The organism is Burkholderia sp. Bp8984 (genome assembly GCF_003853755.1).
Taxonomy (GTDB): Bacteria; Pseudomonadota; Gammaproteobacteria; order Burkholderiales; family Burkholderiaceae; genus Burkholderia.
Genome location: NZ_QTQN01000004.1, coordinates 128733 through 142028, shown reverse-complemented (window position 1 = coordinate 142028; position 13296 = coordinate 128733). Strand labels below are relative to the sequence as shown.

The window sequence follows — 13296 nt, the reverse complement described above, 5'->3', positions numbered from 1 at the left end:
CATCCGGAGACGCTTTGGCCGTCGGGACAGCCCATCGAATCGGGCAGGGCTTTCCCGGACAAGGCATTCCGGCGTGTCTCCAAAATGAGATACTGCGTCCCGTTCCGGAGACATCCGGCCAAGCATATGCGGAGACGACGACACGATGATGAACGACTGGGCGCGCCTGCCCGTCAATTACGGCGACGTGCTGCTGCGCGCCGCCGAGTCGCTGTTTCGGACCTTCGAGGATTCGAGTGCGGGCACGGTGGTCGTCGATCGCGACGCGCGCGTCGTGTGGATGAACGAGCGTTATGCGGCGCGCTTCGGGTTCGCCGATCCGCAGCAGGCAGTCGGCCTCGACTGCGAGGCGGTGATTCCGAACAGCCTGATGCGCGAGGTCGTGTCGACCGGACAGCCGATCCTGCTCGACATCATGGAGACGGGCCGCGAGCCGCTCGTCGTCACGCGCCTGCCGTTGAAGAACGAGGCGGGCGAGACGGTCGGCGCGATCGGCTTCGCGCTGTTCGACCAGTTGAAGACGCTCACGCCGATCTTTTCCCGTTACGCGCAGCTTCAGCAGCAACTGATCGCGACACAGCGTTCGCTCGCGCAGGCGCGCCGCGCGAAATACACGTTCGCGAGCTTCGTCGGCACGAGCGCCGCAAGCCTCGAAACCAAGCGGCAGGCGCGGCGCGCGGCACAGGTCGATTCGCCGGTGCTGCTGCTCGGCGAGACGGGGACCGGCAAGGAACTGCTCGCGCATGCGATCCACGCGGCGTCGGCGCGCGCGCTCCAGCCGCTCGTGACTGTCAACGTCGCGGCGATTCCCGACACGCTGCTCGAAACCGAATTCTTCGGCGCGGCGCCGGGCGCGTATACCGGCGCCGACCGCAAGGGACGCGTCGGCAAGTTCGAACTGGCCGATCGCGGCACGCTGTTTCTCGACGAGATCGGCGACATGCCGTTGCCGCTGCAGGGCAAGCTGCTGCGCGTGCTGCAGGACAAGGAGTTCGAACCGGTCGGCTCGAACCGGATCGTGCGCGCCGACGTGCGGATCATCGCCGCGACGTCGGCCGACCTGCCCGCGCTGGTCGAGGCCGGCCGCTTTCGCGCGGATCTCTATTACCGGCTCAACGTGCTGACGATTCACGCGCCGCCCTTGCGCGAGCGCGCGTCCGACATCGCGGCGCTCGTCTATGCGACGCTCGAGGAACTCGCCGCGCAGCACGGCCGTGCCGCGCACTGCGAACTGACCGACGATGCGCTGCGGATGCTGTGCGCGTACCCGTGGCCCGGCAATGTGCGCGAGTTGCGCAACACGCTCGAGCGCGCGCTGATGCTGTCGGATCGCTCGGTGATCGATGCGGGTGCGCTCGCGCCGTTCCTCGGGCCGGTGCGCGTGGCGCCGGACAGCGTGCCGGCGGGCATGCGGGCTGTTCCGTTGCCGCTCGGCCGAGACGCGGGCGACGCATCGGGTGCCGCCGGTGTGCCGGTCGTTTCGTATGCCGATGCATTGGCCGCGTGGGAGCGCCAGTTCCTGATCGACGCGCTCGCGGCCTGTGACGGGAAGGTCGTGGAAGCGGCCGCCCGCATCGGCATTGGCCGGGCGACGCTCTACAAGAAACTCGCGGCGCTCGGGATCGAGCGGTAGCAAGCGGTGGCCGATGCGCCCGGACATGACGAACGGCACCGGTGATGTGCCTGACAGGAGACAACGATGAAGCGAATCGGCATGGCCGGATGGCTGGCCATACTGGCGGCGACGTCCTCGTTCGCTCAGGCGGCCGACGAGGATTCGCCTGCGGTGCGGCGCAACTGGTACAACGATCCGTTCGTCGCGTTGTCGCGGGGCTTCGCGGAATGCCCGCTGCCGCTCGGCCCGTGGATGACGCGTGCCGAGATGACGGACGACGCGCATTACCGCGCCGAGCGCGGGACCACCTGCTGGCTCGCTCACCGCTGCACGAAACCGAATTCCTATATGTATGACGCGCCGATCGCCGAGGCGGCGAAAGCGCATTTCGCGGGCACCGATCGTCTGCAGGGCACGAGCCTGTGGATCACCGTGCAGCGGCGCTTCATCTATGTCGAAGGGTGCGCCGATCCGGCATTCGATCGGGAGGCGCTGGCGCGCGAACTCGGCGCGCTCCCCGACGTCGAGCAGGTGTTCGTTCGCATCACCGACGATCCGCACCGGGCCGTGCCGTACAAGACGCGAGGACGCCCGGACCGGACGCCGGACCGAGCGCGGGACTGAACGTGTGACGACGGTGCGTGGCATACTCGCGGCATTCAAAAATCGGTTGACGGAAAGAACAATGAATCACATGCTTGCGTCGGTCTGTCGGTGGCCTCGAACGCATTGGCGTCGGGCCGGATTGTTGGCCCTGGTTGCGGGGCTCGGCGGCTGCGGCGGTGGGGCGCCGCTGTTCACTTCTGACGGGCGCCCGACTACGCAGGTGCAGTGCACCGGCAGCGACTGGAGCAATTGCACGGACAATGCCCGCGCCATCTGCAATGGGGAATACGACGTCCTCCAGCAATCGACCGATGACGCCGTGCGAAATCTTCTCTTCGCATGCAAGAGGAAAAGCGGCTATTGATCCTGATATGCCTGGATAAGGAGACCATAATCGGGTGAAGCGCTTTTCCATTCGCTTGGAGTCGGCTATTTTTCATGAATAACACTCACGGAGTCCCATCCAATATGGCGACCTACAGGCAACTGACAGCGCAGCTCGAAAGACTTCAGCAAAAGATCGACAAGGAACGCGAAAAGGCGATTGCCGATGCGATTGCCGCCATTCGGGCGAAAATCGAGGAGTTCGACATTACCGCGGAAGAGCTCGGTTTCCGGCCGATCGGCACTGCTGCCGCCGCGAAACCGAAGCGTCCGTTGCCGCCGAAGTACCTGAATCCGAAGACGGGCGAAACGTGGAGTGGCCGCGGGCGTGCGCCGGCATGGCTCGGCAAGAACCGCGCGCGTTTCCTGATCAAGGACTGACTCCCGAAAATCCTCACCTTTCGTGCGCTGACTGACGGTGCGAACGGCCATGCGGCCGTCGCACCGTTTTGTTTTTGGGTGGCGACAGCACGACTTGAAACCGCGAATTGAACGCCAATGCCGCGCGATTGACGGATCCCGTTTTGCGAATTCACCGCGATTCGACCGGATATCGCCGCGAATTCCGGTAAACAACCCTGCAATTACGCGGCATGCGTGCATTGGTGTTGTCGATCGCCGCGGTGCTGATGTATCGCCGATTGCCTTCACCTCTCGCGCATTGGCGCATTGCGCCGTGCAATTCCCGAACTTGCTCACCATGGTTCCTGTAAATCCTCACCTTTGAAGTGACGGCCGAATGACCGCATCGTGTCGCCTTCGCCCATTCCGTCGTGCGAAGGCGTCGGCGACCGGCCCATGTTGCGGGCATTGATGCGCGTCGCACAGTCGGCCGTTCGGCATATAGGCAGCCGCATCGGGTTCGCCTATGCTTGGAGTTCGCGTCGACCGGTGCACGGCCATCCGTGCCCGTGTGCCGGTCGGGTCGTCTTTCGTTACCGTATGGAGCCGATGTGACCGTCCGCCATCTCGATGCCTTGTTCCAGCCCAGGTCCGTCGCGGTCGTCGGTGCATCGTCGCGCGCGGGCAGTATCGGCGCGATGGTGTGGGCGCGCGTGCTCGACGGTGCGTTCGAGGGGCCCGTGTGGCCCGTCAATCCGAAGCATCGCGAGCTGAACGGGCACTCGGTCGTGGCCGACGTCGACCGGCTGCCAGCGCCGCCGTCGGTCGCCGTGATCTGCACGCCGCCTGTCACGTGGGCCGGCATCGTGCGCAAGCTCGGCGAGATCGGCACGCGCGTCGCGGTGATCGTCGGCGAGGCGCGCACCGACGCCGATCGCGCCGCGCTCGATCGCACGCTCAAGGCCGCGAAGCCATTCGTGCTCCGAATCGTCGGGCCCGGCAGTCTCGGCGTGCTGTCGCCCGCGCGGCATGCGCATTTCGGCGCGCCGGCCTATACGGCACGATCGGGCGGCGTCGCGTGGGTGTCGCAATCGAACGCGCTGACGAACGCGGTACTCGGCTGGGCCGATGCGCGAGGCCTCGGTTTTTCGCATGTCGTCGCGCTGGGCCGTGAAGCCGACGTCGACGCGGGCGACGTGCTCGACTACCTCGCCAGCGATCCCGGCACGCGCGCGATCCTGCTGGAACTCGACACCGTGTGCGCCGCGCGCAAGTTCATGTCGGCTGCGCGGGCAGCGGCGCGCAACAAGCCGGTGCTCGCGCTGCGCACCGGGCGCGCCGATCCCGGCGACGCGCTTTACACGGCGGCGTTCCAGCGCGCGGGGTTGGTGCGTGTCGATGCGCTCGACGATCTGCTCGACGAGATCGAGACGCTCGGCGTCGGGCGCGTCACCGCGCGTGGCGCGGCGACGCTCGTGACGAGCGACGCAGGCGTCGCGAAACTCGCGGTCGATGCGGTCGCGGAGGTGCGCGACGTGCTGGCCGACTGGCCCGCGGCGGCCACGTCGGCGGTCGCGGCCGCGCTGCCGCATCTGGCCGCGCCCGGCAATCCGCTGACGCTCGGCGACGATGCGCGTCCCGAACATTTCGGCGCCGCCATCAAGGCGCTCGCGCCGTTTCCGCAAACGGGCACGCTGTTCGTCGTGCATTCGACGTCTCACAGCGCGCCGGCCGACGCGGTCGCGCGTACGCTGATCGAGTCGCGGCAGTACGCGTACCGCGGCATCCTCGCGTGTTTCTTCGGCGCGGTCGACGCGGCGACGCGCGACGCGCTGCACGCGAACGGCATTCCCGTGCACACCACGCCGCAGCGGCTTGCGCGCGCATACGCACGGCTCGTCGACTACAACCTCGGGCGGCAGTTGCTGATGCAGACGCCCGAGGGCACGCCGCCGCAGCCGGCTGAATGCGTTGCGTCCGCGCAGGCCGAGGCGCGACGGATGGTCGAGGCCGGCGAGCATGAACTGGCCGGCGAAGCGGCGTTGCATTGGCTCTCCCACTTCGGCCTGCACGGCGAGCCGGCCGATTCACCGGCCGACGAATCGGCCGACGAATCGGCCGGCGCCAGAATCGTCGACGTCACGGTCGACATGTACGACGATTCGAACTTCGGCCCGGTGTTCCGTTATGCCGTGCCGCCGGCGGATGGCGTATCGGCGCCGTTCGTCGTGTACGGGCTGCCGCCGTTGAATACGGTGCTCGCCCGCGCGGTGATGGAGCGTTCGCCATATGCGCGCCGCACGCCCGTCGAACCCACGCTCGATGCGCTGACGGCACTGTCGCAAGTCGTTTGCGACGTGCGCGAAGTCGTCGCGATGTCGGTCACGCTGCGCGTGCTGTCCGATCGGGCATACGTGGTCGCGCCGCGCATCACGGTGGCGGCCGGGCGCAGCCGGCTCGCGATCATGCCGTATCCGCGCCATCTCGAGCAGACGCTCGAATGGCGCGGCGAGACCGTGACGATCCGTCCGATCCGTCCGGAAGACGAGGAAGCACACAACGAACTGCTCGGCGCGATGACGCCGGACGATCTGCGGATGCGGTTCTTCGGCGCGGTGCGCAGCTTCGATCATTCGCAAGTCGCGCGCATGACGCAGATCGACTACGACCGCGAGATGGCTTTCATCGTGTCGTTCACCGACGTGTCGGGCCGGTCGCACACGCTCGCGGTGGCGCGTGCGGTTACCGATCCCGACAACGAGACGGCGGAGTTCGCGATCGCCGTGCGGCCCGATCAGAAGGGCAAGGGGCTCGGGCGGCTGATGATGACCCGCATCATCGACTATGCACGCTCGCGCGGCACCGGATGGATGATCGGCGAGGCGCTGCGCGAGAACACCGCGATGATCTCGCTGGCGAAGGCGTGCGGCTTCGCCGTGTCGACGACGGAGGAACCCGGCGTGGTGGGGTTCAGGATGAAGCTGCAACCGTAATCGCGTGGGTGAGCATGCTCGCACGTCCGGCGGCATCGTGCAGAGTCGGTACGGCATGCATGATGTCGATGGTGTACAGGCACTGCCGAGCGAATTCGTCGACGTTCGGCATGCCGATCGTTCGACTGGTTCGCTCGATTGCGCGGATCGGTACGACAGTCGCTCGGTGACCGGCGGGAAACGGCGAACGCGTCGAGTCACGGCATCCGCGGCGGGCGCGTTGCGTGTGCCGATGACCTCCGCGTATCACCGGTTCCGGGGTGTCATGGTCGAGCGCATGAACGCCGGCATTTCGCATGCGCAGGATCGGAAACAGAGCAAAGGTGAGACTTTTCGGGAGCCACGAGTGAGCTTTTCCGGGAGCTGTCGAGTGAGCCGATACGGGAGCGCTCGGTGAGCCTTTCCGGGGATCTGCCGGTGAGCCCTTGCGGGAAGCCCTGGTGAGCCTTTCCGGGAGGGCCCGGTGAGCATCTCCGGGAGGCGTCGGTGAGAACGTTCGGGAAGGGGTTGGTGAGCATCTCCGGGGGCTTCAGGTGAGCTTTTCCGGGATGTCTGGGTGAGCGTTTACGGGACGCTTCGGTGAGACTTTTCGGGAGCTTGCGAACGCAGTGCTCCGGCTGGCGCGGCGCCGGCTGTTGCCGGCGTCCGCACCGGTGCGGGCACGCATGAACCGTGCCCGCGGCAGCGTTTATGCAGCGAGTTTCGATGCCGCGTCGTTCACCTGCTCACGCGAAATCGCGAGTTCTTCGAGGTGCGCGTCGGCATAGATGCCGCCGGTTTCGCGCTCGAGGCGGGCGATCGTCAGCGCGCAACGCGCGATGTCCTTCGGCATCGCGATGAAGCGCTTGACCGATTCGCCGGCCGTGAATGCATCGAACAGCGCGCCGCGCACGTCGTCCGGAAGCGTCTTGGTCCATTGGTACGGCTTGCCGTTGAACGTGATCGACGGCGGCAGCGTGCGTTCCTTCTTGGTGGCCGTGATGAGGCCGTAGGTACGTGCGGCGTCGCCGATCTGCTCGGGCGAAAAGAGTTCGTCGGGCGTGATGTCGAACTGCTCGATGTAGTTCTCGATCGCCCGCATCGCTGCGGCGCGATCGTCGCGCTTCTTCTGCGCGCGCGCGACGATGTCGCGCAGCTCGTCCGCTTCCTCGGACGTGATCGTGAAGCTCGCCTGCTTCTGCTGAAGTTCGGAGAAACGCTGGAATTCTTGATCGTTCAGAAGTTTGGCCATGACATCCATCGGATACGACGGCCGCGACAGCCGGCCGCCGTAGTTTTTGAGAGGGCCGCTATTCTAGCGTAGCGCGGCGTCCGCGCATCCGGAAACGGTCTGCGGAATGCCGGTACGAACGCCTGCGCGACCGGCGCACATCGCATACCGCGTGGGCGGCGTCGCACCGGCCTGCCCGACCCGCTGACCGAACGACCGCCCGCCGCGCCCGCCCGCTCGCCCGACCAATTTCAACCCGGTCGCCCGCTCGACAACAATCAGCAAGTCTCCGCGCGGCACATCGACAACTGGCCTGCCGTATCGCGCAGCCTTGCGACGACCACCTCCACGGACGGCGCCATGTGCGCGTCGATCCGGCGCATGTATGGGCAGGTCAGCACCGCGATCGCATGGCCGGCCGGGCCGAGGATCGGCGCGCTCAGGTCGGTGACGCCGTATGCCTGGCGGCTGTCCTGGCGCACGTAGCCGGACTGGCGAATGGACTGGCACGCGTGCGCGAGTTCCTGCTCGTTCATCGGCGTTTCACCCTTGACCTTGCGATGCTCGACCAGCATGTGCGCGCGCTGCTCGGTACCCTGGAACGACAGCATCACGCGTCCCGACGCCGTATCGGCAAGCCCGACGCGCGAGCCGAGCCGCACCGACACGCCCCACGGGCCGGGGCCGTCCACCTGTGCGATCACGAGCAGGTTGCCGCGATCGTAGACGGTCAGATGGCACGACTGTTCGGCCGCATCGGCGAAGCGCTGCATCAGCGGCAAGGCCTCGGCGATCAGCCGGTTCATCGGCGGATGGCGGTGCGCGAGCGCGAACAGTTTCAGGCTGAGCGTGTAACGGTCGCCGCCGCTCGAGCGCATCACGTAGCGGCGCGCGACGAGACGTTCGAGCATCCGGTAGATCTCGCTCGCGTTGCGGCCGAGCTCCTTCGTGATTTCGGTGCGGGTGAGCCCTTCCTTTTGTTCCGACAGGAGTTCGAGAATGTCGAGCCCCTTGTCGAGGGCGGGTGCGCGATAGCGGTCGGCTGCGCCCATCGACGCCCGTGCGTCGCTGCCGGGGAGCGGGTTATTGGTCGTTTGCGTCATGGTAGGAAGTCCGGGAATGGCCAATCGGTTGGCGACGCACGCTGGCCGGTTTGCACGCAGATTCGCGAAGCCGCATGCGGATGTGACTGCCGTCCGGACGAGCCTGACAATAAACGTTCAGTGTGCAATGCGGCGTCTTTTTGCCGATCGTTGTCCAGCAAGAACGGATCACGTGCCGTTCCCGATGACAGGGTCGTAAGAAATATTCGACATTCATCTTTCGGTATCGAAGGACCGCGGCATTGGGCGTAAAGCCGGATGGTTCGGCGGCCCCGATGCTGCTGTGCAATCTCCGCAGGCGCACCAATAGTCGGTATCCGTCGCGCGCCATTTCACGGCGGGCCGCCGATGGTACAAAGAGCGGCGGGCCAGCGACGGTGCGGCCGCGCGTGAAGCCGACCGGCACCGGCCGGCACATGGCGCGGAGGCCGGGCCGTCGTCGCCGATGCGCAGACCGGCGGCCGCCCGTTCGATGCGCGCCGCACCCGGTGCGGCGCCGCGATCGCTGCGCCTGCGCGAGCCTCGCGTGTCGATTGGCCTGCCGGATTCGGGGCCCGACGCGCGTCATCGACGATCGGCATTCAGTCCGGCGCGTGGCCGTCAGCGGCCGCGTCGGCCGGTATCCTGTCACATTCGACAACAGAGGTTGAGCACGATGAAACTGCTTCGCTATGGCCCGTCGGGCCAGGAAAAGCCCGGTATTCTCGACGCGGACGGCCGGATTCGCGACCTGTCCGCGCACGTGCCGGATCTTGCCGGCGACGCGCTGTCCGACGCCGGTCTCGCGCGCCTGCGCGCGATCGACCCGGCCACGCTGCCGCTCGTCTCCGGCGAGCCGCGCATCGGCGCCTGCGTCGGGCGCGTCGGCAAGTTCATCGGCATTGGTCTCAACTATGCCGATCACGCAGCCGAAGCCGGCATGCCGGTGCCGAAGGAACCCGTGGTGTTCGGCAAGTGGACCAGTTCGATCTGCGGCCCGAACGACGGCATCGACATCCCGAAGGGCTCCGTGAAGACGGACTGGGAAGTCGAACTGGGCGTCGTGATCGGCGCGACGTGCAAGGACGTCGACGAAGCGCGCGCGCTGGATTACGTCGCCGGCTACTGCGTCGTCAACGACGTGTCCGAGCGCGAGTGGCAGATCGAGCGCGGCGGCCAGTGGGACAAGGGCAAGGGCTTCGACACGTTCGGCCCGATCGGCCCGTGGCTCGTCACGCGCGACGAGGTGCCCGATCCGCAGCGCCTCGACCTGTGGCTCGAGATCGACGGCCACCGCTATCAGAACGGCAACACGCGCACGATGGTGTTCACCGTCGCGCAACTGATCGCCTACCTGTCGACCTGCATGACGCTGCAACCGGGCGACGTGATCACGACCGGTACGCCGCCGGGCGTCGGGATGGGCATCAAGCCGTCGCCGGTGTTCCTGAAGGCCGGTCAGACGGTGCGCCTCGGGATCGCGGGGCTCGGCGAGCAGTTACAGAGCACGCGCAACGCGCAGTAAGCGCTCGCGCGGCGCGGGCGAGGCTGGCGGACGTAACCGGCTGGCTATCCGCCAGCGCCGCCGGACCCGTCGCCGGATCGCCGGCGGCGACCGACGCGAGTCGAACGCCGACCCCGGTGCAACAAAGACAAGGGCCCGGCTCCGCATGACGCGGAACCGGGCCCTTGTCGTTCATCCGCGTTGGGACTCGGCGGATCAGACGACGTTGCCCAGCTCGCAATGGGCTTCGAGGCGATACCCGTCGGGATCGACGACGAACGCCGCGTAATAGCCGGGGCCGTAGTGCTCGCGTTTGCCCGGCCCGCCGTTGTCCTGTCCGCCGTGCTGCAGCGCGGCGCGGTAGAACGCATCGACTTCCACCGGCGACGCCGCGCGAAACGACAGGTGCAACCCTGAATCGGGATCGGCGACGACCGGACGTGCCGCGTGCTGCAACCACAGCACCGGTTCGCTGGTGCCGTAGCCGAGGGATCCGTCGTCGCTGTACAGCCGCTTGTAGCCGAGCGCGCCGAGCGTGCTGTCGTAGAACGCGCGGCTGCGGTCGATGTGGGCAACGCCGAACGAAAGGTGATCGATCATCTGTGGCTCCTTGAACTGAAGGGGGGCATCAGTGCAGCAAACCTGTTTACAACCACCAGGCCATCCGCTTGTGACGAAGCGCGCCGAGCATGCTGTCGTGGAACGCGCGGCTGCGGCCGGTGTGGACAACGTCGTGCGAAAAACGATCGATCATCTGTGGCTCCTTGAACTAAAGAGGGGACATCACAGCAGCAAACCGGTTTTTAACCACCATGCTGGTTATATTAGGAAGCGTCCGGATGCTTGTCAACCGGCATGGTGGTTAGATACGATCGCGTCATGAGCAAAACGCAACCTTCCGTCACGACGGACTGCCTGGTTCCGGCGCCGTCGGAAACGCTGAGCATCGATTTCGCGAACACGCTGTACTGGCGTGGCGCCGACGTGCCGACCGAAACCTTCGGCACGCTGGACGACCTGTTCACGTGGTGCCGCGAGCAGGCTGGCGTGCCGGCCGGCCTGGCCGACGCGTGTCGCGCACAAGCACAAGAGAACGAGAAGGAGGACGCGCCGGCGATGCTGACGCGCGCGCTCGCGCTGCGCGAGGCGTTGTACCGGCTCTTTCACGCGCAGGCCGAGCGGCGCGAGCCGCAAGCCGACGATCTCGCGCTGCTGGGCGGTTTTCTGGCGGAAGCGGCGCCGCGCGTCGCGCTCGCGCGGATCGATGGTGGTTACGCGTGGCGGATCGGGGCAGCGGGCGCGACGCTCGCGGGGCTGCTGAGCCCGGTGCTGTGGTCGGCGACCGACCTGCTGGGCGGCGCGCGCCTCGCGAAGGTCAAGCGCTGCGCGAACGACGTATGCCAGTGGCTGTTCATCGACGACAGCAAGAACGGCAGCCGCCGCTGGTGCTCGATGTCGTCCTGCGGCAATCGCGCGAAGGCGTACCGCCACTATCACAAGGCCGATTGACGGCGGCGCGCGTCCCGGTGCGTCACCCGTCGATCGCGCCCATCCCGCCCGAACCTATTTCGCCGACAGCTTCCGCCACAGCGTCGTCTTGCTGATGCCGAGCATCGCGCACGCGCGATCGCGATCGCCGCCGCACGCATCGAGCGCCGCGCGGATCTCGTCGGCTTCTGCGCGACGGCGGCGCGCGTGGAGCGTCTGCGCGTCGGTGGCGTCGGCATCGGCCGCATCGGGCGGCGCCGCGAACAGCTCGGGTGCGATCGCCTGCAGCGCATCGGGCGCGAGTGCCGCGCACGCGGCGCCCGGATCGTGCTCGTCGACCTCCTCGGCCAGTTCCACCGCGATCCGCTCGATCACGTTCTGCAGTTCCCGCACGTTGCCGGGCCAGCGGTAGCGCGCGAGCGTCGCCTGCGTCGCGCCGAGCACGCGCATCGCATCGTCGGCCTCGCGCACGCGTTCGGCCAGCCGCGGCTCGCGCCGCGCGGCCTGCACGAGCAGCGTGGCCGCGAGCGCCGGAATGTCGGCGGCGCGCTCGCGCAGCGGCGGCAGGCCGACGTTCAGGATGTTGAGCCGGTAATACAGGTCCGCGCGGAACGTGCCGGCCTCGACGGCCGCGAGCAGCGGCCGGTGCGTCGCGGCGATCACGCGCACGTCGATGCGGATCGGCTCGGTCGAGCCGAGACGGATCACCTCGCGCTCCTGCAGCACGCGCAGCAGCCGGCTTTGCAGCGACGGCGGCATCTCGCCGATCTCGTCGAGAAACAGCGTGCCGCGGTGCGCGGCCTCGAACAGCCCGGTCTTGCCACCGCGCCGCGCGCCGGTGAACGCGCCTTCCTCGTAACCGAACAGCTCGCTCTCGAGCAGCGCCTCCGGAAACGCGCCGCAGTTGATCGCGACGAACGGATAGCTGCGCCGCACCGACAGCGCGTGCAGGCTCTGCGCGATCATTTCCTTGCCGGTGCCGCTTTCGCCGAGCACGAGCACGGTCGCATCGGATTTCGCGTAGCGGCGCACGAGATCGCGCACGCGCGCCATCGGCGCGGACGCGCCGACCACGTCGTCGAGCGTGTAGCGCGCCGCGAACTGCTGCGTGTTCGGCTGCGAACGCAGCGCGCGGTCGAGCCGTTCGACCGCGCGCGATTCCTGGAACGTCAGCACGCTGCCCGACGTGACGCCGCGATCGACGAGCGGCCCGCGATGCACGACGTAGCGCACGCCGCGCACGGTCGCGAGCGCGTCGCCGTCCTCGCCGCGCAGCGTGCGCAGTTCCGGACGCAGGTCGACGAGCGCGCGGCCGACGGCCGCCGCGGGTTCGACCCCGAGCGCCGACGCGAGCCGCTCGTTGATGGCTTCGACGCGGCCGCGCGCGTCGAGCGCGACCACGCCGTCGCGCAGGTGCTGCAGCAGGTTGTCGAGCCGCTGGCGGCGAAACGCCTCGGCGTGCGTCGCGTACGCGACCTCGAGCGCCGTCTCGACCGCCTTGCGCACCGACGCGTGCGAATACAGGAACACCGCGCCCATGCCGGCGCTCGCCGCGAGATCGGTGACGAGGCCGGGGCCGACGATCGTCTCGATGCCGCGGTCGTGCAGGTCGTGCACGCAGGCTTCCGCTTCCTGCGCGGACTGATATGACGCAAACTGCACGTCGAGGCCGTAGGCGGCGACGAAGCGGCGCACTTCGGGCGGCGTCTCGCCGGCGCTGACGAGCGCGATCCGCGACGCGTCGCGCCGCGCGCGCGCGAGCGCCTGCATCACGTCGAAGCCGGTCGGCGACACGACCACGACCGGCACCTGCGCCCGCGTTTTCAGGAAGCCGCCGTTCGAGCCGGCCGCGACGATCACGTCGGGGCGCGCGGTGCCGGCCTCCGCGATCGCGCTCAATGCGTCTTCGTACGCCCGCGTGACGATGCGCACGTCGGCGCGTTCGTCGAATTCGCCGGCGATCTCGCGAAACAGGTCGCGCAGGCGGCTGATGCCCATCGCCCAGATGCGCGGACGCACCGTGCGGTCGGCCGGGCCGACGGGCTTGGTCGAGGAGAGGTCCATGGCGACCG

Annotated in this window: 11 protein-coding genes; 7 read left to right on the top strand and 4 right to left on the bottom strand. The window is 67.7% G+C overall.

Annotated features, from left to right (window positions below):
• Positions 1-145: 145 nt before the first annotated feature.
• From DID98_RS06285 to DID98_RS06265, 5 genes are all read left to right on the top strand, one after another.
• Positions 146-1633, top strand: a complete 1488-nt coding sequence (locus DID98_RS06285) for a sigma-54-dependent Fis family transcriptional regulator (protein ID WP_124520093.1) — start codon at positions 146-148, stop codon at positions 1631-1633.
• A 66-nt stretch (positions 1634-1699) separates the two neighbouring features.
• The gene (locus DID98_RS06280) at positions 1700-2239 is read left to right on the top strand and encodes a BON domain-containing protein (RefSeq protein ID WP_124520091.1); all 540 of its coding nucleotides are present in this window, start codon (positions 1700-1702) and stop codon (positions 2237-2239) included.
• 61 nt (positions 2240-2300) lie between these two features.
• Positions 2301-2585, top strand: coding sequence for a hypothetical protein (locus tag DID98_RS36165; RefSeq protein WP_235879175.1), 285 nt, complete (start codon positions 2301-2303; stop codon positions 2583-2585).
• A 104-nt stretch (positions 2586-2689) separates the two neighbouring features.
• Positions 2690-2986 carry an H-NS family nucleoid-associated regulatory protein gene (locus DID98_RS06270; protein WP_044845003.1) on the top strand — a complete coding sequence of 99 codons (297 nt, stop codon included), beginning with the start codon at positions 2690-2692 and terminating at the stop codon, positions 2984-2986.
• 572 nt (positions 2987-3558) lie between these two features.
• Positions 3559-5940 (top strand): GNAT family N-acetyltransferase, encoded by a 2382-nt coding sequence (locus DID98_RS06265; RefSeq protein WP_124486054.1) that lies wholly within the window; start codon positions 3559-3561, stop codon positions 5938-5940.
• A gap of 688 nt (positions 5941-6628) precedes the next feature.
• Here DID98_RS06265 and DID98_RS06260 read toward each other — a convergent pair.
• Both DID98_RS06260 and DID98_RS06255 read right to left on the bottom strand, forming a co-directional pair.
• Complete coding sequence (locus DID98_RS06260) at positions 6629-7180, bottom strand: hypothetical protein (protein ID WP_044845005.1); 552 nt, start codon at positions 7178-7180, stop codon at positions 6629-6631.
• A 248-nt stretch (positions 7181-7428) separates the two neighbouring features.
• Positions 7429-8253, bottom strand: coding sequence for an IclR family transcriptional regulator (locus DID98_RS06255; RefSeq protein ID WP_185500306.1), 825 nt, complete (start codon positions 8251-8253; stop codon positions 7429-7431).
• Positions 8254-8908: 655 nt separating this feature from the next.
• On the opposite strand from DID98_RS06255, the gene DID98_RS06245 reads away from it, so the two are divergent.
• Positions 8909-9757, top strand: coding sequence for an ureidoglycolate lyase (locus DID98_RS06245; RefSeq protein ID WP_044845006.1), 849 nt, complete (start codon positions 8909-8911; stop codon positions 9755-9757).
• Positions 9758-9952: 195 nt separating this feature from the next.
• Here the strand turns inward: DID98_RS06245 and DID98_RS06240 are convergent, their stop codons facing one another.
• Positions 9953-10336, bottom strand: coding sequence for a VOC family protein (locus tag DID98_RS06240; RefSeq protein ID WP_044845007.1), 384 nt, complete (start codon positions 10334-10336; stop codon positions 9953-9955).
• Between the two features lie 255 nt (positions 10337-10591).
• On the opposite strand from DID98_RS06240, the gene DID98_RS06235 reads away from it, so the two are divergent.
• Positions 10592-11245, top strand: a complete 654-nt coding sequence (locus tag DID98_RS06235) for an ABATE domain-containing protein (RefSeq protein ID WP_124520089.1) — start codon at positions 10592-10594, stop codon at positions 11243-11245.
• A gap of 54 nt (positions 11246-11299) precedes the next feature.
• Here DID98_RS06235 and prpR read toward each other — a convergent pair whose 3' ends face one another.
• On the bottom strand, positions 11300-13288 hold the full coding sequence (prpR, locus tag DID98_RS06230) for a propionate catabolism operon regulatory protein PrpR (protein WP_124520087.1): 1989 nt from the start codon (positions 13286-13288) through the stop codon (positions 11300-11302).
• Positions 13289-13296: the final 8 nt, after the last annotated feature.